The sequence below is a fragment of the Roseateles sp. GW821-FHT09B06 genome (assembly GCF_059418245.1).
The window spans coordinates 83,059-102,537 of the sequence record NZ_JBWKPM010000015.1; the positions used below are offsets into that span (position 1 = coordinate 83,059).

Sequence of the window (19,479 nt, forward strand, 5' to 3'; positions counted from 1 at the left end):
GTCACTTCATGCTGGCCGCCTTGACCGTCGCCGGCCCCGTCGACGCTGCGGGCGATATGCGCGCGGCCGAGTACCAGGTGAAGGCCGCCTTCGTCTGCAAGTTTGGCGACTACATCGAATGGCCCGCGGAGGCTCGGTCGGCCGGCGAGGCGTTTCGGGTGGGCCTGGTCGGCCCGGATCCGGTGGTGGACGAGTTCCGCCGCACCACCGCATCGATCCTGGTATCGGGACGTGCGGTGGAAGTACTGGACCTGGCCCAGGGGAATTCCCCGGCGAACCTGCATGCTCTCTTCATTGCTCGCGGCGCGGCCGCGCAAGTCGCGGCGGCGGCCATGGCGGCCGCGCGCGGGCGGCCCGTCCTGACCATCACGGAGCATGAGCAGGAAGGGGCAGCAGGCATGATCAACTTCGTGGTCGTCGACGACAAGGTTCGCTTTGACATCGCCTTGCCGCTGGTGGTCCCCAGCGGGCTCAAGATAAGCTCCCGCCTGCTGGGGGTGGCCCGTCGTGTCGAAGGCAGGTCGTAGCATGGTCAAGAAGCTGCAAGCTCGATTGCTTGGTGTCGCCGTCATCACGACACTGGCGGCGCTGCTTGTGGCATTGGGCGCGATGGTGGCTTACGACCTCCATGCCTACCACCGAGGGTGGGTCGCAGATCTGCGATCCCAGGCCGAACTGCTGGGCCGCTCATCCGCGGCGGCGTTGGAATTTGACGACGCCAAAGTGGCAAGCGAGAACCTCGCCCTGCTGCGCCTGCAGCCCAAGGTGCAGATGGCGGCGATCTATCGGGTTCCGGATGGTGTGTTCGCCTCCTATGTGGCCGATGGCGAGATCGACCGGATCCCGCCCCGGGCAGAACCGCCCGGCGTACGCATCGAGGCCCGCCATCTTGTGGTGGTCGTGCCCATGGTGGCGGGAGGCTGGCGTGAGATCGGCACCGTCTACCTGCGCGCCCGGTATGAGTTGTATGACCGGATCCTCAGTTACCTGGGCATCGCCGCTGCGGTGGCATTCGTCGGAATGGGGGTAGCGCTGCTGCTGTCCTCGCGACTTCATCGTGCGGTCACAAGGCCGATCCTCTCGATCAGCGAGGTCGCTCGCGACGTGATGCATCGTCAGGATTACTCGCGCCGCGCGCCGCGCTTGAGCGACGACGAGGTGGGAGTGCTGGCCGACTCGTTCAATGGGATGCTGAGCGAGATGGAGCGACGCACGAGTGAGGTGATGCGACTCAACGAGGAACTGGAATCCCGTGTCCGCGAGCGCACGACACAGCTTGAGACCTCGAACGAGGAGTTGCAGCGCGCCACCGAGAGTGCGGAGAAGGCAAATCGCGCGAAGTCGGAATTCCTGTCGAGCATGAGCCATGAGCTTCGCACGCCGCTCAACGCCATCATCGGCTTCGGTCAGCTATTGGAAGGCGAGGTCGTGGCAATCCAGCCCGAGCGCCGCCAGGAGTTCGCATCGCATGTGGTGAAAGCCGGGCGGCACCTGCTGGTCCTGATCGACGAGATACTGAATCTCGCGAAGATCGAAAGCGGGCGCGTGGCCCTGGCCACGGAACCCGTGCCGCTTGCCGACGTGCTGGAAGACTGCCGGACGCTCACCGAGAGCATGGCAGGCGAGCATGGCATCGTCGTTCGCTACGCCGCCGGCGCGAAGTTCGCGGCGCTGGCGGACCGAGTGCGGGTCAAGCAGGTCTTGTTGAACTTGGTCTCCAACGCCATCAAGTACAACCGCCCCGGAGGCGCGGTCTATGTCGAGTGCGAGACGCCCTTTCCGGGACATGTGCGCGTCTCGGTGCGAGACACGGGGTTCGGCCTTCAGCCCTCCCAGCTGGAAGCGCTTTTCCAGCCCTTCAATCGGCTCGGGCAGGAGGCGGGAACGGAGCAGGGGACGGGCATCGGCCTGGTGGTGACGAAGCGCCTCGTGGAACTGATGGGCGGCAGTATCGGGGTGAAAAGCACGCCCGCGGTCGGCAGCACATTCTGGTTCGATCTTCCCATGGCCGAAGCGCAGGCTGCCGCCGCGCTTGCTGACGCCACCGGGACCTCGCCGGCGGAGAATGCCGCGCCGATCTCGCCGAACGGCAACCGCCCCTGGGCCACCGTCCTCTACGTCGAAGACAACGAGGCGAGTCGAAAGCTCGTCGAAGTGGTCCTGGGGGCGCGCGCAGGCGTACGGCTTCTCACGGCTACCGATGGACTTAGCGGCGTGCAACTGGCGCGCGAGCGCCGGCCCGACGTGATCCTGATGGACAACAACATGCCGGCGATGAGTGGGCGCGAAGCGCAGGCCATCCTGCGCGATGACCCTCGGACGGCCCAGATTCCGGTGATCGCCCTGACCGCCAACGCCATGCCGGACGCCGCCGCGGCGGGCCTGGCCGCAGGATTCTTTCGCTATCTGACCAAGCCTGTTGACGTGGCTCAGCTCCTCGAAGCTCTCGACAGCGCGCTCGTGGAGGCCAGGCGGCAACCCCGAGACCGCTGAGCTCGCACGTCTCGCTTTTGTTGAGCCGACCTCGACCCGACGAGCGGCAAGCTCAAGCGCCAGGTTCCGGCTTTCGATCAGATCAAGTCAGCCCGGCCGCCACGCGAGGTCAATGCGGCCATCGACAATGCCGATGCGCCGATCCGCGGCCGACGCGAAGCTGCTGTCGTGCGTGACTGCGACCACCGTCTTGTTCAGTTCATGCGTCAGCTCGCGCAGGATGTCGCGCACGTTGGCGCTGGAGGCGGAGTCGAGGTTGCCGGTCGGTTCGTCGGCCAGGATGACAAGCGGATCATTCGCCAGCGCGCGGGCGATCGCAACGCGCTGGCGCTGACCGCCCGACAACTGGCTCGGGCGCTTCCGGTGCTGGCCTTCCAGGCCCAGACGATCAAGCAGCCGCGCGGCGCGCTCGCGAGCCGCCTCGGCCGAACATCGCCCGAGCTTGCGAATCGGCAGCGACACATTGTCCAGCGCGCTGAATTCGGCCAGCAGAAAGTGGAACTGAAACACATAGCCCAGCTTTGCCAGGCGGAAGTCCGTGAGCCGGTCGTCACCGAAGGCGGTGGTGTTCTCGCCGTCGATCCAGATGCGCCCGCGCGTGGGCATGTCGAGCAGCCCCAGCAGATAGAGCAGCGAAGACTTGCCCGAACCCGAAGGCCCCATGACGCAGACGAACTCGCCGCGCTCGATTTCGAGGTTGACCTCCTCCACCAGCGTGACAGGCAGCTCGCCGGCGAGCGTGCGCGTGACATGTTCGACGCGAATCACCGGGCCCGAGATCGATGCGCCGCCACTCATGCCGCACCTCGAAGGATGTCCACCGGATGCACGCGTCCGGCACGCCTAGCCGGCAGGTAGGACGCCGCCAGACACGACAGCAGGGCGAACAGGGCGGCCAGCGCATACTGCTCGGCCCCCCGCCACAGCGGCAGGTGCACCACCTCGGAAATACCCGGCGGGCGGATCTCCACCCGGCCCAGCACCTCCATCAGCAGCACGCCCAGCAGGACGCCCATCCCACTGCCCAGGAGCCCGACGATCAGGCCCTCGAGCAGGAATATGTTCCGCAGGTCGCGGGCATGGAAGCCCATCGATTTCATGATCGCGATGTCGCGCGTCTTCTCCATCACGATGGTCGAGATCGTGTTGTAGATACCGAAGGCGGCCACCACCAGGATGGCCGAGACCACGCTGTACATGATGATGTTGCGCACCAACAGCAGGCTCAGGATGTCTTCCGACGCCTCGATCCACGACACCGACTTGTAGCCCGTGGCGGCTTCGATCGTCTGCGCCACCCTTTGCGCCGCGTAGGGGTCCTCGAGCTGGATGATCACGCGGTTGACGCGGTTCTCCCGGCCGAGCAGTGCCTGTGCGCGCTTGAGCAGCACGAAGGCCTGAGCCTCGTCGTAGGCGGCATTGCCGGTCCGAAAGATGCCCACCACGCGCAAGGCATGGCTCGTCCCATCGGCGCCGAGCGCGCTCACCGTGCTGCCCAGATGCAGGCTGAACTTGTCGACCAGCCCCTGGCCGACGACGACGCCGTTGGGGTTTGCCGCCAGCGCATCCAGTGAGCCCTCGCTCATCTTCTCCTCGATGGTTGTCACCTGCTTCATCTTCTCGGGCACCGCGCCGGACAATGCGACGCCCTGCTGGCGGCCCGCAAACGTGAGCACGGCCGCGCCGGTGAGCACCGGTGCGGCACGCAGACCGGGCAGCGCCTCGATCAAGGCCAGCCGTTGTGGCCAGCCACGGATGCCGCGCGTCTCGATCAGGGGCCTCACGTTGTGCACGGCCACCGCGGCCTCGGGCCAGCGCAGTTGCGCCGGCTGCTCGCGACCCTGGCGCACCTCGTCGTACACGGTGATATGCGGACTGTTGTCAACCAGGCGCTTGATGAAGTCCTTTTCCGAGCCGCGCATCAGCGACGATACGGCCAGAAAGAACGCGACCCCCAGCACCACCCCTGTCAGCGACACCAGCGTCTGCCGCTTGCGGCTCGTCAGGTGAGCCAACGCGACGTCGAGGGCGATTGCCATGGCCTCAGCGCGTCGCGGACGCGGCGGCCGACGCCGGCGCGGCATGCGCGCGCTGCCCCTCGCGCAAGCCGTCTGCGGGCGAGAGCACCACCGCTTCGCCTTCCCCGAGCCCGCTCACGATCTCGGTGCGCTCGGTGCCGCTCACGCCCTTGCTCACCTCCCGGCGGCGCAGCCGGTCTTGCTCCACCACCCACAAGAGATTGCCCTTGAGCGCCCGGTTGGGAACGAGCAAGGCGGCTTCACGCCGCGCCACGACCAGGTTGGCGTCCATCGTCATGCCGGCGCGCAGCGGCGCGGCGCTGCCGGCGGCCGCATCGGCGAAGCGAATGCGCACGCGGTAGCTGCGCGACACGGGGTCGCCCTTGGGCGTGATCTCCGCCACCTCGCCGTCGAACAAGCGCTGCGGAAGCGCGTCGGTGTGCATGACCACCTTCTGACCGACGGCAACGCGGGCAATGTCCTCCTCGTCCACCTCGGCGCTCACGCGCAGCGGCGCACAGCAGGCCAGCGTGAGCACGGTCTGGCCGGCCGCGATGAACTGACCGAGTTCGCCGTCGCGGCGCAGCACGGTGCCGTCGGCGGGTGCCACCAGCATGTTGTAGTCGCGTTGGGCCCGGGCACGCAGCACGGCGGCTTGCGCCGCCTGGTACTCCATGCGCGTGCGGTCGAGTTCCGCTGCCGAGATGAAGTTCCGAGCCACCAGGTCGCGGGTGCGTTTGTACTGTGTCCGCGCCAACTCCTCGCGCGCCAGCATTTCCCGCACCGTATGCTCCAGGTCGGCCGATTCGATCCGCGCGAGGATCTGCCCGCGCTGCACCTGCTCCCCTTCTTCGACGTTGACTGCCGCCAGTCGACCGCCGCTGCGCGGCGCCACGGGTACCATCACCGTGGGCTCGACGATGCCCGTGGCATACACGGCCTCGATCGCGGGCCCACGCACCGAACGCGCGGTCTCGACGCGCACCGGCCACTGAAACCAGGCAATGCCGGCCGACGCCACCGCCAGGGTGGTCAGGGCGAGGCCGATTCCCGTTTTCCGCTCCAAGACAAATCCTTGGTCACTGGGTTCACCGGCGGTGTTGATGGCTCAAGCGCCATCGCCATCAGCGCGGCAGCCTTCCAGAATGCGCCGGTTGCCCGCGCCAGAAGACGTTCAACTTCCGGCAAGCGGTCCCGGCGCTCGCACGATATCTGCAGTTTGCCACGGCCGTGGAACTCGGCGCAGCCTTGCACGCCCTCATCCGGCTTGAGCCTGGCGAAGGCGACGCGCGAGTGACCGTCGATGGCCAGGTGCACCGCGTCCCAGCCGATGCCGCGGCTGTGGTTCTTGGTGCGGGTCGCCAGCGATGCGGCGGCCGCCGACACCATGCGCCGCCGCGTCTTGCTGCCCGTTGATGTACTTCGTCGGTGCGTGCGCTACGAGATCTGCCCCATGTTCAAAGCCCCGAAACATCGGGGCGGCATGGCGGTGGCGTCAAGCGACAGCATGGCACCGCCAGCCTGGCAAAAGACGCTCGCGAGCGAGCCAGCCAGCGACGACGAATCAGGCCTTGAAGATCGCTTCCAGGTCGACCTGCTCTTCGTTGGACTCCAGCTTCATGCTGCCCTCGATGTGGTCCAGGTGCTCCAGCATCAGCCGCTCCGCGCGCGCCACGTCGCGCTTGGCGATCGCATCGATGATCTGCGAGTGCTCGTCGGCGCGACAGCTGGTGGCGGTAGGCGCGTCGTAGAGGAAGATCATCAGGCAGGTCAGCACCGACAGCTCGCGCATGTTGCGCGCCAGCGCGGTGTTGCCGGCCAGATCGGCCGCCAACGAGTGGAACTCGCCCGACAAGCGGATCACCGCACGCTTGTCGTCGCGCCGGCGCGCGTCCAGCTCCAGTTCCTGGTGCTGGCGCAGCTTGGCCAGCTTCTCCGGCGTAAGCGTCTCGATCAGCCGGCGCAGCACGGCCGGCTCGATCAGCCGGCGCGCCTCGAAGACGTCGAGCGTCTGCTCAATGGTCGGACGCGCCACGAAGGCACCGCGCTGCGGATAGATCTCGACGATCTGCTCATGCGCGAGCCGGGCCAGCACTTCGCGAATGCGCGCCCTGCTGACATTGAAGATCTCGGCCAGCCGCTCCTCCACCAGCTTGGTGCCGGGGTGCAGTCGGTGTTCCAGGATGGCCACGTAGATCTTCTCGTAGATCTCGTCGTGCGCGTTCTCGCGCTGCAGTCGGGCTTGCGAAGCACCGCGGCGGGCGGTTCGGGTCGGCGGCATGTGCGCGTGATCGTCGTGCGTGTGATGGTTGGCGGAAGGCCGCGCCCGCGCCGAGGACAAGGAAGAACGCCCGGCGCGCGCGGAGCTGCCGGCCATTGTACGGACCGAGCCGCCACCGTCTTCGAGGGCGGCGCGCAGCGAGTCATCGTCGCTCATCGCCATGAGAAGAGCTCACCCCAGCCGCGAACAGTGGCCGGGTCGGCACCGGCCGCACGCAACTGGCCCCAGACCGTGGTGCTGACGGTATCGAGCAGAGGGATGCCGAGTTCGGCCTCGACCGACTCGGCCAAGGCGGCCGCGCGCAGGTTGGTGCAGAAGGTGGTGATGGCCTGCGGCCGCGCCGCGGCGACCTCGCGCATCAGTTCGCGCAGGCGCTCGGGCCCGACCAGCGCGAAGTCGTGGTTGACGCGGATGCCCAGGTGCCGCTCGGCGACCACCTCGATGCCCAGCCGGGCGTAGTTCTCGACGATGCGCTGTTGCACATCGGCCGTGTAGGGCGTGACCAGAGCGATGCGCGTGATGCCGCGCAGCGCCAGAAGCTCGTTCAATGCCAGCACGGCGGTCGTGGCGGCGATACCGGTGCGCTCGCGGATGCGATCGACCAGGCGCCGATCGGCCTCGAAGCCGAGCCAACCCGAAGAGGTGCCGCTCCAGCCGATCACGTCGACCTTGGCATCGGCCAGCAATTCGGCCGCTGCCAGGATCTTGCTGTCGTCGAACTGCCCCAGGGCCTGCTCGGACAGTGCGATCTCGGTCACCTTGAAGCGCGAGAAATGGGCGCTGCAGCCGCCAGGCACGGCGGCGGCCAGCGCGCTGGTGAGCGGTTCCAGCGCGGTATTGGAGGACGGCGTGAGCACGCCGAGCCGGGCGGTCTTGTTCATGGGCGGCATTCTGCCCTGGGTCCAATTTTTTGTCGACAATGGTGTTAACACCATTACCTTCATTTATTTTGTTGACGATTATGTTGACACCCAATTCATCCAGGCATCCAACACTGGCGCGAAGCTTGCGTGACGGAGCGCATCCCTGGGGAAACAGCCCAACACGCACCAAGCAGGGGCCAGAAGCAGTGAAGCCAAACATGATGTCAACATCAATGTCGAACATATCGCACGCAAATGGTGCCAAGAGCACCTTCTCATGAGCAGCTTCGATCTGCTTCTCCGGCGCGCCCGCGTGGCCACCGCGTCCGACACCTTCGAGGCCGACATCGGCATCCGGGGCGGCCGCATCGTGCAACTCGGCCAGGGCTTGCCGGCCGGCAAGCGCGACATCGACGTCGCCGGCCGCGTGGTCACGCCGGGCGGCGTCGACGCGCATTGCCACCTCGACCAGCCGATGGCGCCGCCGGTGAAGATGGCCGACGATTTCGACAGCGGCACCCGCGCCGCCGCCTGCGGCGGCACCACCACCGTGATCCCGTTCGCCGCACAGCAAAAGGGTCGGTCGCTGCGCGCCGCGGTCCAGGACTACCACCAACGCGCCGAAGGCAAGGCGCATGTGGACTACGCCTTCCACCTGATCGTGAGCGACCCCACGCCGCAGGTGCTGAACGAGGAGCTTCCCGCGCTGATCCGCGAAGGCTACACCTCCTTCAAGATCTACATGACCTATGACGATCTCAAGCTGGACGACGGCCAGATCCTGGACCTGCTGTCGGTGGCGCGCCAGCACGGCGCGATGGCGATGATCCATGCCGAGAACGCCGACTGCATCGAATGGTTGACCAAGCGGCTCGAAGCCGCCGGCCGCACCGCGCCGCGCTTTCATGCGCAGGCGCGGCCGATGCTGGTGGAGCGCGAGGCCACGCACCGCGCCATCGCGCTGGCCGAGCTGGTGGACGTGCCGATCCTGATCGTGCATGTGTCGGGCCGCGAGGCGGTGGAACAGATCCGCTGGGCACGCGCGCATGGCCTGTCGGTGTTTGCCGAGACCTGCCCCCAGTACCTGTTCCTCACGGCGGCCGACCTCGGCATCGACGACAGCTACCACGGCGCCAAATGCGTGTGCAGCCCGCCGCCGCGCGACAAGGCGAACCAGGACGTGATCTGGGCCGGACTCAACGACGGCCTGTTCACCGTCTTCAGCTCCGACCACGCGCCCTTCAAGTACGACGCTCCGGAGGGCAAGAAGCCGGGCGGCGAGGAGATGCCCTTTCGCCACATTCCCAACGGCATCCCCGGCATCGAGACGCGCATGCCGCTGCTGTACTCGGAGGGCGTGCTGGGTGGACGCATGACGCTCAACCGTTTTGTCGAACTCACCGCCACCAACCCGGCCAAGGCCTACGGGCTGCATCCGCGCAAGGGCACCATCGCCGTGGGCAGCGATGCCGACCTCGTGATCTGGGAAGAGCGCGAGTTCGTGCTTTCCAACGAGCACCTGCACCATGCGGTCGACTACACGCCCTACGCCGGCCAGCGTCTGCGCGCGTGGCCGGCCCTCACCCTGGCCGGCGGGGATGTGGTGTGGGATGGCCGCGCCTTCCACGCCCGTCCCGGCCGCGGCCGCTTCCTGGCTTGCGGCGCACCCAGCCTGATGCCGAGACGTTCCAACGGAGCAGCGGCATGACGCGCTTGCTGCTCATCAACCCCAACATCTCGGACAGCGTCTCGGCGCTGATCCGCGCCGAGGCCGAGCGCAGCATGGCGCCCGGCGACAGCGTGGAGGTGCTGACGGCGCCCTTCGGCGTGGCCTACATCGAGACCCGCTTCGAGGCACTGATCGGCGCCTATGCCGCTGCGCAACTGGCGGCCGAGCACCACGCAAGCTTCGACGCGGTGATCGTTGCCGCCTTCGGCGACCCCGGGCTCATGGGTCTGCGCGAGGTGCTGCCCTGCCCTGTCACCGGCCTCACCGAAGCGGCGCTGGCCAGCGCCTGCCTGCTGGGCCAGCGCTTTTCCATCGTGGCCATCTCGCAGCGCATTCGAGCCTGGTACCGCGAGACCGTGCAGGCCTATGGCCTGGCCGGTCGCCTGGCCAGCATCCGGGCGCTGGACGAGCCGCTGGCGGACATCGGCCGCGTACAGGACGACCAGGGCGATCGCCTGGTGGCGCTGGCCGAACGCTGCGTGCGCGAGGATGGCGCCGACGTCATCGTGCTGGCCGGTGCCCCCCTGGCGGGCCTGGCACGCAGCCTGCGGGGCAGGCTGCCGGTGCCGGCGGTCGATGGCGTGTCCAGCGCCGTGCGCCATGCGCAAAGCCTGGTCGCGCTGCAGGCCGGGCGCGCATGCCTGGGCGGCTTCGCGCCGCCGCCGGCCAAGGCCCATCAAGGACTGCCGCCGGCCATCGCCGCGCTGCTCAAACACCATTCCTGAAGCATTCAATCTTTCGCGAGAACTTCCATGCGTCGCCCCAGAATCCTTCGCGCCCTCACCGCCGCCCTGGCCAGCGTCACCCTCCCCAGCGTCGCCCAGCAGAAGCTGCAGATCGCCGGCAACTTCGCGGTGGACCAGGTATTCAAGAAGTCGGCGTGGTGCTGTTCCTGGTCTGCGGTGTCACCCAGGTCTCGATGCGCGAACCGGTCAAGAGTGCCTGGCCCTTCATCGCGCTGATGTATGCGGTGCTCGTGGTCTGCATGTTCTTCCCCTCGATCGTGACGGCTCTGCCGCGCACGCTCGGATACTGATTCCCCCGCCGTCCGTCCCTTCCCAACCCTCACGGAGCCGTCCATCATGACGAAGAAACTCATCCACCTCTTCCCGGCCCTGGCGGTCGCCGCTGCCCTGGCCCTGCCCGCCCAGGCGCAGGATCGCATCAAACTCAAGGTCATCGGGCAGCCGCTGGCCACCGGCCTGATCCAGAAGAACAAGGAGCAGCCTTTCTTCGAGCAGTTCGCCGCCAGGACCGGCTTGCCGATCGACGCCGACTACAAGCCGATCGACACCCTGGGCATCAAGGACACCGAGCAGCTGCGCGTGATGAAGGCCGGCCTGTTCGACATCGTCTCGCTGCGCGTCTCGCAGAACTCGCGCGACGAGCCCACCCTGCTGGGTCTCGACCTGGTGGGCGCCAGCCCCGACTACGCGACCGGCCGCAAGGTCTCCAGGGCCTATTTCGACACCGTCGATGCCCGCCTGCAGCAGCAGTTCAACGTGAAGCTGCTGGGCGTGTGGCCCTTCGGCCCGCAGATCCTGTTCTGCAAGAAGCCGATCAGCAAGCTGGCCGACATCAAGGGCATGAAGGTGCGCGTCTATGACCAGAACCTGGCCAAGTTCATCGAGCTGGCCGGCGGCACGCCGGTGCCGGTGTCCTTTGCCGACACGCACCAGTCGCTGTCGCTGGGCGTGGTCGATTGCGCCATCACCGGGCCCTCGAGCGCCAACTCGGCCGGCTGGCCCGAGGTGACGACGCACCAGTTGCCGTTGGGCTTCCAGATGGCACTCAACGGCTATGCCATTTCGATGAAGGCCTGGAACAGCCTGAAGCCCGACCAGCAGGCCAAGCTGCAGGCCGCTTTCACCGCCCTGACCGACGATATCTGGAAATACTCGGAAGAGCTCTTCCAGGACGCGCTCAGCTGCAATGCCGGCAAGGACCCCTGCAGCACCGGCAAGAAGTTCAAGCTCACCAGCGTGGCGGTGACGCCGGCCGACGGCGATCTGGTGCGCAGCGCGGTGAGCAAGGTCTCGCTGCCGGCCTGGGCCGAGGTGTGCGACAAGTCGAATCCGGGCTGCTCGCAGAAGTGGTACGCCACCGTCGCGCCGGTCATCGGCCTGAAATAAGGACCCGATAGATGCCGCCCCCCCGGCACAGCCTCAAAGGAGAACCCGACATGAGCGCCGCACCCTCACTGCACACGCCGGGCGCCGCCCCGGCCCAGCCAGCCCCGGCCATCGAGAAGAGCATCAATATGAAGGACCGCATCGAAACCCTGCTGGCCACCGTCTTCGGCGGCATCTTTCTGCTGCTGTCGGTGGTGGTCGCGGTCGAGACGATCAGCCGCAAGCTGTTCAATGTCTCGCTGCAAGGCGCCGACGAACTGGGCGGCTACGCACTGGCCGTCGGCTCCACCATCGCCTTCAGCCTGGCGCTGATGGGGCGCAACCACATCCGCGTCGACGTGTTCCACGAGAAATTCTCACGCGGCACGCAGGCCCTGCTCAACTGGCTGTCGATCGTGGCGCTGGCGGCCCTGGGCGCCTTCATCGCCTGGATCTCCTTCAAGGTGATCGGCGACACGCTCCAGTATCGCAGCACCGCGCAGACGCCCTGGGCCACGCCGCTGATCTATCCGCAGGCCGTCTGGTATGCGGGCCTGGTGATCTTCGCGCTGGTGGCCATCGGCTACGCGGTGCGCGCCACCATGCTGCTGCTGAACCGTCGACTCGACTTCCTGAACCGCGACTTCCACCCCAAGAGTGCGAAGGAAGAACTCAAGGAAGAGCTGGAAGATCTCGCCGTGCGCCAAGGCGGCGCACAACAAGGAGTGCAGCCATGAACGTCGCCATGATCAGCTTCGCCTTCCTGGCCATGATCGGCCTGATGCTGGTGGGCATCCCGATCGCCGTCTCGATGGCGCTCGTGGGTATCGTCGGTGGTATCGCCGCCTACGGCGTGCCCTTCATGGACTCGATCGCGCCCGTGGTCTGGGGTGTGCAGAACGAGAACCTGCTGACCTCCATTCCACTGTTCGTGCTGCTGGGCGAACTGTTGCTGCGCTCAGGCATTGCCGACCGGATGTACATCGCGCTGTCGGCCTGGCTGGGCCGGCTGCCGGGCGGCTTGCTGCACACCAACATCGGCAGCTGTGCGCTGTTCGCCGCGACATCGGGCTCCTCGGTGGCCACCGCGGCCACGGTCGGCACGGTGGCGCTCCCCTCGCTGCACAAGCGCGGCTACTCGATGCGTGCCTCGCTCGGCTCGCTGGCCGCGGGTGGCACGCTGGGCATCCTGATCCCGCCGAGCGTGAACATGATCGTCTACGGCTCGCTCACCAACAACTCGATCGGCAAGCTTTTCATCGCCGGCATCATCCCGGGGATCCTGCTCACCTGCTGCTTCATGCTGTGGATCTGGATCTCCAGCGTGATGAGCGGCGAGGTCAAGCGCGAGGAGAAGGTGCCGCTGGACGAGCGCATTCGCGTGCTGCGCTACCTGGTGCCACCGCTGGTCGTGTTCGGCATCGTGATGGGCAGCCTGTACTTCGGCATCGCCACCACGACCGAGAGCGCGGCGCTGGGCGTGATCGCCGCGCTGTTGTTCGTCTGGCAGTCGGGCAAGTTGAGCTGGGAGGTGCTGCGCACCTGCTTCATCTCCACCGCACGGGTGAGCGGCATGATCCTCCTGATCATCACCGCGGCCTTCATCCTCAATCTGACCATCAGCCTGACCGGCGTGGCGGAGGCGATGACCAAGTGGGTGGCCGGCCAAGGCCTGTCGGCGACCGGCCTGATCCTGGCGCTGATCGTGTTCTACCTGATCCTGGGCATGTTCATGGACGTCCTGTCGATGCAGGTGGCGACCATCCCGATCACCTACCCGATCGCGGTGGCGCTTGGGGTGGATCCGATCTGGTTCGGCATCTTCATCGTGCTGATGTGCGAACTTGGCCTGATCACGCCGCCCGTGGGGATGAACCTGTTCGTGGTGCACGGCATCCGACCCGACAAGGGCGGGCTGGAAGATGCGATCTGGGGCGCCCTGCCTTACGCGCTGATCATGATTCTGTTCACCCTGCTGCTGCTGGCCGTTCCCGGCCTGGCCATCTGGCTGCCAGGGAAGATGTAGAACCATGCCGATGAACGAGCCAACAGCACTCTGGGCCCTGTCCGCCACCACCCTGCAGCGCCGCTATCGCGATGGCAGCCTGAGTCCGGTGGCGGTGGTGCAGGCCATCCAGGCGCGCATCGACGCGGTCAACCCGCGCCTCAATGCCGTCGTGTCGCGGCGCGACGCTGCGGTGCTGGCCGAGGCCGAGGCCAGCGCCCGGCGCTTTGCCCAAGGCCGGCCGCTATCGGCGCTGGACGGCATCCCGCTGACGGTGAAGGACAGCCTGTACCTGGCCGACCTGCCCACCACCTGCGGCACCGCGGCCCTGGCCGAGCACCGCCCCGGCTTCGACGAACTGGCGGTGGCGCGCGCACGCGCCGGCGGCGCGCTGATCCTGGGCAAGACCAACGTGCCCGAGTTCGCCAACGATGGCTACACCGCCAACCCGCTGTTCGGCGTGACCGGCAACCCATGGGCACCCGAGTTGACGCCGGGCGGCTCCAGTGGCGGCGCGGTAGCGGCAGTTGCGGCCGGCATGGGCCCGTTGGCCATCGCGCAGGACGGTGGCGGTTCGATCCGCCGCCCGGCCTCGCACACCGGGCTGGTGGGGCTCAAGCCTTCGCTCAGCGCCTGGCCGCGCCACCATGCCTTGCCCGGCCTGCTGCTGGACTTCGACTGCATCGGGCCGGTGGGCCGCACGGTGGCCGACGTCCGCCTCTTGTTCGATGCCCTCCGTGGTCCGGCGCCGCAGGACCGCTCCTCGCAGGCCGCGGCCTGGGCGGCGACTCGGTGGCCGCGCCCGGCCGGGCCGCTGCGGGTGCTGTACGTCGAGCATCTCAACGCCAATCCGCTGGACCCGCAGATCGCGGCCAACTGCCGCACCGCCCTGCGGGCGCTCGCCGCCCTCGGCCACCGGGTGGAGGACGGCGCCTTGCCATTGGACGTCAGCTTCCTCATGCAGGCATGGCCGGAGATCGGTCAGGTGGGGCTGGCAGCGATGTTCGAGCAACACCCGGATTGGGAGGAACGGGCCAGCCTCAAGTACCGCGTGGCGGCCGACGCCGGACGCCGCGTCTCGGGCGCACGCGTTTGGCAGATCATGGAGCGGGTGACGCGGTTGCGCCGCGAATGCGCGGCCATGTTCGAGCGCGTCGATGTGATTGCCATGCCGGCTGCCGCTGCCCTTCCCTGGCCGGCGCACGAGGCCTACCCGACCCACATCGACGGCCAGGAGGTCGGGCCGCGCGGCCACGCCGCCTACACCGGCTGGGTCAACGCCGCGGGCCTGCCCGGCCTGGCGCTGCCGACCGCGCCTTCGCGCGAAGGTCTGCCGATCGGACTGCAATTGATCGGACCCTACGGCGGCGATGACTTGCTGCTGGACCTCGGCAGCGCCTACGAAGAGGCCGCGCCCTGGGCCGAGCGCTGGCCGCAACTGTGAAAGCGAGACCTTGATGACGACCCTCGATCAAGCCGTGCAGGCCCTGGTGCGGTCGCGCCGAAGCCAGCGCAGCGCCGCCGCCCCGACCTTGCCGGACACCGCCAGCGCCTATGCGGTGCAAGACGGCGTGGCACGAGCGCTGCGCTGGTTCGACGACGACGAAAGGCAAGGCAGCGCCCCGCGCCACTGGAAATCGGGCGGCCCCTCGCGCGACGCGCCGGTGACCCATGCACCGCTGCCACCGGCCGGCGTCTGGGCCAGCCCGGCCGACGCGCGCCACCGGCATTTCCATCTGCGCGGCATCGAAGCCGAGATCGCGCTGCGCATCGGCCGCGACGTGACTGCCGCGCACGCATCTGCACTCGACCAGGCATCGGCCGCGCTCCTGATCGACGCCATGTGCGTCTCGATCGAACTGGTCGACTCCCGCTGGAGCGAAGCCCTGGAGGCGCCAGCGCTGGCCAAGCTGGCCGATCTGCAATCGCATGGCGCGCTGGTGCTGGGCGCCTGGCGGCCCTTTGAACAAGCGCGCGACTGGGCTGCGCAAATCTGCCGCGTCACCATCGGCACGCGGCCGCCACTGGAATTCAAGGGTACCCATTCCATGGGCGACCCCGCCTGGCTGCTGCCCGCCTGGCTGCGCCATGCCGCCCGGGGCGGCAGGACGGTGCGAGCGGGCACGGTGCTCACGACCGGCACCTGGTGCGGCCTGCCGCTCGCCGCCGAGGGCGAGCATGTGAGTGCCGAGTTCCCCGGCATCGGCCGGGCCGAAGTCCAGCTGTAGGACGGTCGGCAACGGCAGGGAGGCAAGACGACGATTTCGCTCGACCAGCGTCCCGGTAGCCGCCATTGCCCACATGTCCCGGGCCGCGCCTGGGGCTCGACCGCACCGCGCGGACCGTCGGCCTGCCCGCAATCGACCATCGCGACCCCGAGTGCGGCATGCCGACCAAGAAGGTGGCGATGGGCATGCGGCAGTTGTTCCAGACGCAGCACCCGATGGACACCACCTCGGCGAACACGGAGGCCATTGCAGCACGAGCTTTTTTGGTCCAACCTTCGCCGCCGCCGTACCCGAGTCCGCGGTACCGATGACCGTGCAGTGTTCCCGGACAAGGCGCGGTTGATTGCTCGGCAGTTCAGTTCAGCTCGAACAGGCCGGCCGCCCCCATGCCGCCGCCGATGCACATGCTGACGACGACATAGCGGACGCCGCGGCGCCGGCCTTCGAGCAGCGCATGGCCGACGAGGCGTGCGCCCGACATGCCGAAGGGGTGGCCGATCGCGATCGCGCCGCCGTTGACATTGAGCCGCTCGTCGGGGATGCCCAGCTGGTCGCGGCAATGGATCACCTGGCAGGCAAAGGCCTCGTTGAGCTCCCACAGGCCGATGTCGGCCACCGTCAGGCCATGGCGCCGCAGCAGCTTGGGGATCGCGAACACCGGGCCGATGCCCATCTCGTCGGCCGCGCAGCCAGCGACGGCGACGCCGCGATATATGCCCAGCGGCTTCAGGCCGCGGCGCCGCGCCTCGGCCGCGCTCATCAGCACCGAGGCCGAGGCGCCGTCGGACAGCTGCGAGGCATTGCCGGCCGTGATGCAGCGGCCCTCGGGCACCCACTGGCCCTTCTTCCAGACCGGCTTCAGCGCGGCCAGGCTGTCCAGCGTCGTGTCGGCGCGGTTGCCCTCGTCCTGCGCCAGCATCACCGGCTGCGTGCCGGCGACCTGGCCCTCCTTGTCGAACAGCTGCTTGCTCGTCGCCAGCGGCACGATCTCGTCGGCGAACAGCCCCGCGCGCTGCGCGGCGGCCGTGCGCTGCTGGCTGCGCAGCGCATACTCGTCCTGGGCCGCGCGCGAGACGCCATAGCGCTCGCTGACGATCTCGGCCGTCTCGATCATCTGGATATAGGCCGTCGGCATCGCCTCCAGCACCGCCCTGGACTGAGCGCGGTAGCCGTTCTTGTGCTGGTTCTGCACCAGCGAGATCGACTCCAGCCCGCCGGCGACGGCGATCTCATGCTCGCCGACCATGATGCTCCTGGCCGCGCTGGCGATGCTCATCAGGCCGGAGGCGCACATGCGGTCGATCGCCATGCCGCCGACGCTGTCGGGCAGGCCCGCGGTGTAGGCGCACAGCCGGCCCAGGTTGTAGCCCTGCGTGCCCTGCTGCGCGGCGATGCCGAGGATCACGTCGCCGACCTCGCCGCCCTCGACGCCGGCCCTGGCCAGCGCGGCGCGGATCACATGCCCGCCCAGCACCGGGGCCTCGGTGTCGTTGAAGGCGCCGCGATAGGCCTTGCCGATCGGCGTGCGGGCGGTGGAGACGATGACGGCTTCGTTCATAAAGGCGGGTTCGTTGGGAATCAGGAATGGAAGGAGAGGCGGCTGATCGTGTCGACCACGCAGCCGGGCTTGTCGGCGCCCTCGATCTCGACGCTGATGCGCACGACGACCTGCACGCCGTCGGCGCCGGCCAGCGCTACCGGCTCGGCCGAGATCACGGTGCCGCGGCCGCGGATGCGCGCGCCGACCTTGACCGGCGCCGGGAAGCGCACGCGCTCGCAGCCGACATTGACGCCCATCTTCAGCCGGTCGTAGGCGACAAGCTGGGGCAGGAAGAAATTGGCCAGGGCCAGCGTCAGATAGCCATGGGCGACGCAGGCGCCGAAGGGGCCGTCCTGGGCGCGCACCGGGTCGACATGGATCCACTGGTGGTCGCCGGTCGCGTCGGCGAAGGTGTCGATGCGCGGCTGCGTCATCATGATCCAGTCGGTCGCGCCCAGGTCCCGGCCGACGGCGCCCAGCACCGCGGCGATGGAATCGAATCGTGCGCTCATCGCGAACTCAGGCGCGCTGCGAGCTGACCGAGACGATCTCGCCGGTCATATAGCTCGAATAGTCGCTGGCCAGGAAGACCATCACATTGGCCACCTCCCAGGGCTCGGCGCCGCGGCCGAAGGCCTCCTTGGCGGCGAGCTGGTCGAGCAGCTCCTCGCTGGCCGACTTCTTCAGGAAGGCATGGATCGCGATCGACGGCGCGACCGCATTGATGCGCACGCCGAACTCGGCTGCCTCCATCGCGGCGCAGCGCGTCAGCGCCATCACGCCGGCCTTGGCGGCGGCGTAATGGGCCTGCTCCACCTGGGCGCGCCAGCCCAGCACCGAGGCGTTGTTGACGATCACCCCGCGCCCGCGCGGCTGCATGCGCTGCAGCATCGCGCGCGTCATCCGGAAGGTGCCGGTCAGCGTGATGTCGATCACCTTGTGCCATTCGTCGTCGGGCATCTCGACGACGCGACGGGAGGTGCCCAGGCCGGCGTTGTTGATCAGCACGTCGACGCCGCCGAGCCGGTCCTCGGCCGCGGCCACCAGCGCGTCGACCTGCTCCTGCCGGCTGACGTCGCAGAGCCGGCCGTAGACGGCGGCCAGGCCGGTCTCCTGCCGCAGCGTCTCGACCGCCTCGTTAAGCCGGCGCTCGTGCACGTCGGAGACATACAGCGCGCGGCAGCCCTCCTCGGCCGCGCGCCTGGCGACGGCATAGCCGATGCCGGCGCCGGCCGCGGCGGTGACGAGCACGGACTTGCCGCGCATGAGGCCATGGGCCGGGACGTAATCGGGAGCGGGTTTCATTGCCATGACGGGGTTCTCTTTGGAAATAGCTCAGCTGCCGTAGACCTGCTGCGGCGGCCGGCCCTCGGCGATCAGCCGGTCCACCACCGACGTCAGCTCGGCCGGGGACCAGCGCACGCCCTTGTCGACGATGCGGCCGGTATGCCAGCCGTCGGCGACCGACAGTTCGCCGCCCTTGGCCTCGAAGCAGCGGCCGCTCACATGGGCCGACAGGGGGCTGCCGAGCCAGACGACGATGCTGGCCACGTTCAGCGGGTCCCAGGCATCGAAGCCGGACTCGGGTTTCTTCACGAGGCCGGGCATCGCGCCCTCGGTCATCGCGGTGCGCGCGGCCGGCGCCAGGCAGTTGACGGTGACGCCGTAGCGCGCCATCTCGGCGGCCTGCACCAGGGTCAGGCCGGCGATCCCGGCCTTCGCGGCCGCGTAGTTGGACTGGCCGATCGAGCCCTGCAGGCCGGCGCCCGAGCTGGTGTTGATGATGCGCGCGTCGACCGCCCTGCCGGCCTTGGCCGCATCGCGCCAGCGCCGGCCCAGCAGGTTGGCCAGGCAGAAATGGCCCTTCAGGTGCACGCGCATCACCGCGTCCCAGTCGTCCTCGCTCAGCGAGACGAACATCTTGTCGCGCAGGATGCCGGCGTTGTTGACCAGCACATGGACCTCGCCGAAGGCCGCCAGCGCGGCGTCGACGATGGCCTGGGCGCCGGCCATCGTCGTGATGTCGCCGGCATTGGCGATCGCGCGCCCGCCGGCGCGCCCGATCTCGTCGGCGACGCCCTGCGCAGCCTCGAGGCGGATGTCGTTGACGACGACGCTGGCGCCCTCGGCCGCGAAGGCCAGCGCATAGGCGCGGCCCAGGCCGGCGCCGGCGCCGGTGATGATGACGGTGCGTTGCTCGCAAATTCCCAT

19 protein-coding genes and 1 pseudogene are annotated in these 19,479 nt (G+C 68.2%); 10 read left to right on the forward strand and 10 right to left on the reverse strand.

Going from position 1 to position 19,479, the window contains the following annotated elements; genetic code table 11:
- The first annotated feature begins 8 nt into the window (after positions 1–8).
- Entirely contained in the window at positions 9–527 is a 519-nt protein-coding gene (locus AC07OQ_RS14590; RefSeq protein ID WP_495053852.1) for a TOL_0243 family YfiR-like periplasmic protein, read from the forward strand.
- 1 nt (position 528) lies between these two features.
- Positions 529–2,493 (forward strand): sensor histidine kinase, YfiR-like protein-associated, encoded by a 1,965-nt coding sequence (locus AC07OQ_RS14595; RefSeq protein WP_495053853.1) that lies wholly within the window; start codon positions 529–531, stop codon positions 2,491–2,493.
- A gap of 87 nt (positions 2,494–2,580) precedes the next feature.
- Here AC07OQ_RS14595 and AC07OQ_RS14600 read toward each other — a convergent pair whose 3' ends face one another.
- From AC07OQ_RS14600 to AC07OQ_RS14625, 6 genes and pseudogenes are all read right to left on the reverse strand, one after another.
- Positions 2,581–3,291, reverse strand: coding sequence for an ABC transporter ATP-binding protein (locus AC07OQ_RS14600; RefSeq protein ID WP_495053854.1), 711 nt, complete (start codon positions 3,289–3,291; stop codon positions 2,581–2,583).
- Positions 3,288–4,532 (reverse strand): ABC transporter permease, encoded by a 1,245-nt coding sequence (locus AC07OQ_RS14605; RefSeq protein ID WP_495053855.1) that lies wholly within the window; start codon positions 4,530–4,532, stop codon positions 3,288–3,290. The genes AC07OQ_RS14600 and AC07OQ_RS14605 overlap by 4 nt, the downstream gene beginning before the upstream one ends.
- Before the next feature lie 4 nt (positions 4,533–4,536).
- Positions 4,537–5,577, reverse strand: a complete 1,041-nt coding sequence (locus AC07OQ_RS14610) for an efflux RND transporter periplasmic adaptor subunit (RefSeq protein ID WP_495053856.1) — start codon at positions 5,575–5,577, stop codon at positions 4,537–4,539.
- Between the two features lie 167 nt (positions 5,578–5,744).
- Positions 5,745–5,889 (reverse strand): annotated as a pseudogene (locus tag AC07OQ_RS14615) (IS481 family transposase); the annotation flags it as partial.
- Between the two features lie 186 nt (positions 5,890–6,075).
- Entirely contained in the window at positions 6,076–6,792 is a 717-nt protein-coding gene (locus AC07OQ_RS14620) for a GntR family transcriptional regulator (RefSeq protein WP_495053885.1), read from the reverse strand.
- Positions 6,793–6,944: 152 nt separating this feature from the next.
- Entirely contained in the window at positions 6,945–7,673 is a 729-nt protein-coding gene (locus AC07OQ_RS14625; RefSeq protein WP_495053857.1) for a maleate cis-trans isomerase family protein, read from the reverse strand.
- A 259-nt stretch (positions 7,674–7,932) separates the two neighbouring features.
- Here AC07OQ_RS14625 and hydA point away from each other — a divergent pair, with 259 nt between their 5' ends.
- The 8 genes from hydA (at position 7,933) to AC07OQ_RS14665 (ending at position 15,728) form a co-directional block, all read left to right on the forward strand.
- Complete coding sequence (gene hydA / locus AC07OQ_RS14630; protein WP_495053858.1) at positions 7,933–9,363, forward strand: dihydropyrimidinase; 1,431 nt, start codon at positions 7,933–7,935, stop codon at positions 9,361–9,363.
- Positions 9,360–10,109, forward strand: a complete 750-nt coding sequence (locus AC07OQ_RS14635; RefSeq protein WP_495053859.1) for an aspartate/glutamate racemase family protein — start codon at positions 9,360–9,362, stop codon at positions 10,107–10,109. The genes hydA and AC07OQ_RS14635 overlap by 4 nt, the downstream gene beginning before the upstream one ends.
- 155 nt (positions 10,110–10,264) lie before the next feature.
- Positions 10,265–10,420, forward strand: a complete 156-nt coding sequence (locus AC07OQ_RS14640; RefSeq protein ID WP_495053860.1) for a hypothetical protein — start codon at positions 10,265–10,267, stop codon at positions 10,418–10,420.
- Between the two features lie 46 nt (positions 10,421–10,466).
- Positions 10,467–11,516 (forward strand): TRAP transporter substrate-binding protein, encoded by a 1,050-nt coding sequence (locus AC07OQ_RS14645; protein WP_495053861.1) that lies wholly within the window; start codon positions 10,467–10,469, stop codon positions 11,514–11,516.
- A 50-nt stretch (positions 11,517–11,566) separates the two neighbouring features.
- Entirely contained in the window at positions 11,567–12,232 is a 666-nt protein-coding gene (locus tag AC07OQ_RS14650; protein ID WP_495053862.1) for a TRAP transporter small permease subunit, read from the forward strand.
- A complete protein-coding gene (locus tag AC07OQ_RS14655; RefSeq protein ID WP_495053863.1) occupies positions 12,229–13,521 on the forward strand; it encodes a TRAP transporter large permease in 1,293 nt (430 codons plus the stop codon). The genes AC07OQ_RS14650 and AC07OQ_RS14655 overlap by 4 nt, the downstream gene beginning before the upstream one ends.
- Positions 13,522–13,531: 10 nt before the next feature.
- Positions 13,532–14,944, forward strand: a complete 1,413-nt coding sequence (locus AC07OQ_RS14660; RefSeq protein ID WP_495053864.1) for an amidase — start codon at positions 13,532–13,534, stop codon at positions 14,942–14,944.
- A gap of 13 nt (positions 14,945–14,957) precedes the next feature.
- The gene (locus tag AC07OQ_RS14665) at positions 14,958–15,728 is read left to right on the forward strand and encodes a fumarylacetoacetate hydrolase family protein (protein WP_495053865.1); all 771 of its coding nucleotides are present in this window, start codon (positions 14,958–14,960) and stop codon (positions 15,726–15,728) included.
- Positions 15,729–16,083: 355 nt separating this feature from the next.
- On the opposite strand, the gene AC07OQ_RS14670 is transcribed toward AC07OQ_RS14665, so the two are convergent.
- From AC07OQ_RS14670 to AC07OQ_RS14685, 4 genes are read right to left on the reverse strand one after another with little or no spacing between them, the layout of a single operon-like run.
- Positions 16,084–17,286: an acetyl-CoA C-acyltransferase gene (locus tag AC07OQ_RS14670; protein ID WP_495053866.1), complete on the reverse strand. Its 1,203-nt coding sequence runs from the start codon at positions 17,284–17,286 to the stop codon at positions 16,084–16,086.
- A gap of 20 nt (positions 17,287–17,306) precedes the next feature.
- A complete protein-coding gene (locus AC07OQ_RS14675; protein ID WP_495053867.1) occupies positions 17,307–17,780 on the reverse strand; it encodes a MaoC family dehydratase in 474 nt (157 codons plus the stop codon).
- 7 nt (positions 17,781–17,787) lie between these two features.
- Positions 17,788–18,573 (reverse strand): SDR family oxidoreductase, encoded by a 786-nt coding sequence (locus tag AC07OQ_RS14680; RefSeq protein WP_495053886.1) that lies wholly within the window; start codon positions 18,571–18,573, stop codon positions 17,788–17,790.
- A gap of 30 nt (positions 18,574–18,603) precedes the next feature.
- Positions 18,604–19,479, reverse strand: a complete 876-nt coding sequence (locus tag AC07OQ_RS14685; RefSeq protein WP_495053868.1) for an SDR family oxidoreductase — start codon at positions 19,477–19,479, stop codon at positions 18,604–18,606.

What these genes read in the sequence shown, in the direction of transcription:
- AC07OQ_RS14670 (WP_495053866.1), bottom strand. Translation starts at nt 17,286, where the DNA reads ATGAACGAAGCCGTCATCGTCTCCACCGCCCGCACGCCGATCGGCAAG.
- AC07OQ_RS14655 (WP_495053863.1), top strand. Translation starts at nt 12,229, where the DNA reads ATGAACGTCGCCATGATCAGCTTCGCCTTCCTGGCCATGATCGGCCTG.
- AC07OQ_RS14620 (WP_495053885.1), bottom strand. Translation starts at nt 6,792, where the DNA reads ATGCCGCCGACCCGAACCGCCCGCCGCGGTGCTTCGCAAGCCCGACTG.
- hydA (WP_495053858.1), top strand. Translation starts at nt 7,933, where the DNA reads ATGAGCAGCTTCGATCTGCTTCTCCGGCGCGCCCGCGTGGCCACCGCG.
- AC07OQ_RS14625 (WP_495053857.1), bottom strand. Translation starts at nt 7,673, where the DNA reads ATGAACAAGACCGCCCGGCTCGGCGTGCTCACGCCGTCCTCCAATACC.
- AC07OQ_RS14635 (WP_495053859.1), top strand. Translation starts at nt 9,360, where the DNA reads ATGACGCGCTTGCTGCTCATCAACCCCAACATCTCGGACAGCGTCTCG.
- AC07OQ_RS14600 (WP_495053854.1), bottom strand. Translation starts at nt 3,291, where the DNA reads ATGAGTGGCGGCGCATCGATCTCGGGCCCGGTGATTCGCGTCGAACAT.
- AC07OQ_RS14675 (WP_495053867.1), bottom strand. Translation starts at nt 17,780, where the DNA reads ATGAGCGCACGATTCGATTCCATCGCCGCGGTGCTGGGCGCCGTCGGC.
- AC07OQ_RS14660 (WP_495053864.1), top strand. Translation starts at nt 13,532, where the DNA reads ATGAACGAGCCAACAGCACTCTGGGCCCTGTCCGCCACCACCCTGCAG.
- AC07OQ_RS14645 (WP_495053861.1), top strand. Translation starts at nt 10,467, where the DNA reads ATGACGAAGAAACTCATCCACCTCTTCCCGGCCCTGGCGGTCGCCGCT.
- AC07OQ_RS14595 (WP_495053853.1), top strand. Translation starts at nt 529, where the DNA reads ATGGTCAAGAAGCTGCAAGCTCGATTGCTTGGTGTCGCCGTCATCACG.
- AC07OQ_RS14685 (WP_495053868.1), bottom strand. Translation starts at nt 19,479, where the DNA reads ATGGGAATTTGCGAGCAACGCACCGTCATCATCACCGGCGCCGGCGCC.
- AC07OQ_RS14590 (WP_495053852.1), top strand. Translation starts at nt 9, where the DNA reads ATGCTGGCCGCCTTGACCGTCGCCGGCCCCGTCGACGCTGCGGGCGAT.
- AC07OQ_RS14680 (WP_495053886.1), bottom strand. Translation starts at nt 18,573, where the DNA reads ATGAAACCCGCTCCCGATTACGTCCCGGCCCATGGCCTCATGCGCGGC.
- AC07OQ_RS14665 (WP_495053865.1), top strand. Translation starts at nt 14,958, where the DNA reads ATGACGACCCTCGATCAAGCCGTGCAGGCCCTGGTGCGGTCGCGCCGA.
- AC07OQ_RS14605 (WP_495053855.1), bottom strand. Translation starts at nt 4,532, where the DNA reads ATGGCAATCGCCCTCGACGTCGCGTTGGCTCACCTGACGAGCCGCAAG.
- AC07OQ_RS14650 (WP_495053862.1), top strand. Translation starts at nt 11,567, where the DNA reads ATGAGCGCCGCACCCTCACTGCACACGCCGGGCGCCGCCCCGGCCCAG.